The sequence below is a fragment of the Collinsella sp. AF23-2 genome, assembly GCF_003459245.1.
Lineage (GTDB): Bacteria > Actinomycetota > Coriobacteriia > Coriobacteriales > Coriobacteriaceae > Collinsella.
The window spans coordinates 1-1,609 of the sequence record NZ_QRVG01000046.1; the positions used below are offsets into that span (position 1 = coordinate 1).

At 72.7% G+C, this 1,609-nt stretch carries 1 protein-coding gene; it reads right to left on the reverse strand.

Annotated elements, in window-relative coordinates; genetic code table 11:
* Positions 1-198 precede the first annotated feature (198 nt).
* Positions 199-1,551: an IS30 family transposase gene (locus DWY03_RS09925; protein ID WP_370446060.1), complete on the reverse strand. Its 1,353-nt coding sequence runs from the start codon at positions 1,549-1,551 to the stop codon at positions 199-201.
* Positions 1,552-1,609: the final 58 nt, after the last annotated feature.

The window sequence follows — 1,609 nt, forward strand, 5'->3', positions numbered from 1 at the left end:
ATTGAGCAAATAGGCCGTTCCCGCACCTAGCCGAACGCCCCCGCGGCCCCTCCCGGGGCCCGGGGGCGCCGTTTTCCCAGTTGAAGGAACGGTGGAGATGTGTTTCGATGGGTCCGGTGGCCATGCTCCGCCCGCCGCCCGGCGCCTCTTCCCAGACTCAGCCGGACGGTCGGTCAGTCTATTCCGTTTTCCCTTAGGCTAGGACAGCGGGGCATCGCCCCTTTCCGCGCGCGCCCGCGCGATGAGCCCCGGCGTCAGGTCGAGCTCGCCGATGGGCACGTCCTCGATGCCGTACGCCTCCAGCAGCGCCGCCGCGTCGCCGCCGAGCATCGCCCGGAAGGCGCGGGCGGGCGTCGCGAAGCCGAGCGCGCCGCGGGGCTCGGAGTTCACGTGCGACATCGCCAGCGCCAGGTCGGCCGGGGCGAGCCGGTCGAACCTGAGGCCGCGGCCCTTGGGGAGCAGCTTCCTGATCTCGACGTGGTTGCGCTCGCAGGCGCCCTTCTGGTCGCTGCGCCTAGGGTCGCAGTAGAACAGCCTCGTCTCGCCGGGCCCCTCGCCGATGAGCGCGGCGATCGCGCCCTCGTCGGAGAACTCGGCGCCGTTGTCGGTGAGCACGGCGCGGAACACGCGGCGCGTCCCGTCGGCGCCGAGGACCGCCCGGACGCCCTCCAGGGCGCCCGCGACGCACCCGGCGGTCTTCTCCTCCAGCGGCAGCGCGAGCTGGAGCCTGCTGGGGCGGTGCAGCAGCGTGAGCAGGCAGGCGGAGTCCTCCCGGGCCCCCTCGACGGTGTCCATCTCCCAGGCCGCGGCGCACGCGTCCTCCCCGAGGGCGAGGAACGCGGCGTACGACCTGCGAGCGGAGTGGCGGGTCGCCGCCCGGCACGCGGCGCGCTTCCTCGGCCTGTAGCCGACCTTGCGCCTGAGCTCCATGTTGGTCATGCCGTCGTAGCCCGCCGCGACCCAGCGGTAGATCGTCGAGGGCGACAGGTCCACGGGGCCGCCGTTGCGGGCGGACAGCTGCTCGGGCGAGAGCCCCCGGCCCAGGCCGTCGCGGATGAGGGCGAGCGCCTCGGCCGCGGCGGGCTCGTCGGCGTCTATCCCGCGCCTGGACGAGACGAGGACCGAGTCGGCGCACAGCTGCGCGGCCCGGGCCTCGTAGAAGACGTGGGGGCGGCGCTTGCAGCCGATCGCGCGGTACCGCCCGCACCCGTTGCAGCAGCGCGGCCACGCGGCCAGGCGCGGGCAGGCAGCCGACAGGTCGGCGGAGGCGTCCACGCGCTCGCCGCGCCTGGCCTTCGGCGCCGTCACGAACCTGTGCGACGCCACCTCGGCGCTCACCGTCGAGGGCGACCTGCCCAGCTCCCTCGCGATCTCCCTGCATGACGCCCTGCGCTCCAGCATCCTCTGGACCGTGTCCCGCTCGTGCCTCGTGAGCCTTCCGTAGGCCCTCGGGACCGCCCTTGCGGAGCCCCTTTTCTTCTTTCCGGACATGCCGTCCTCCGATCTCCCGGGGCCGGCCGATCCGGCCCTCAGGGTATCGGGTTCCCACATTCATCCGCACATGTGCGGATGAATGTGGGAGGTGTTCGAATGAAGTCGATAATCAAGG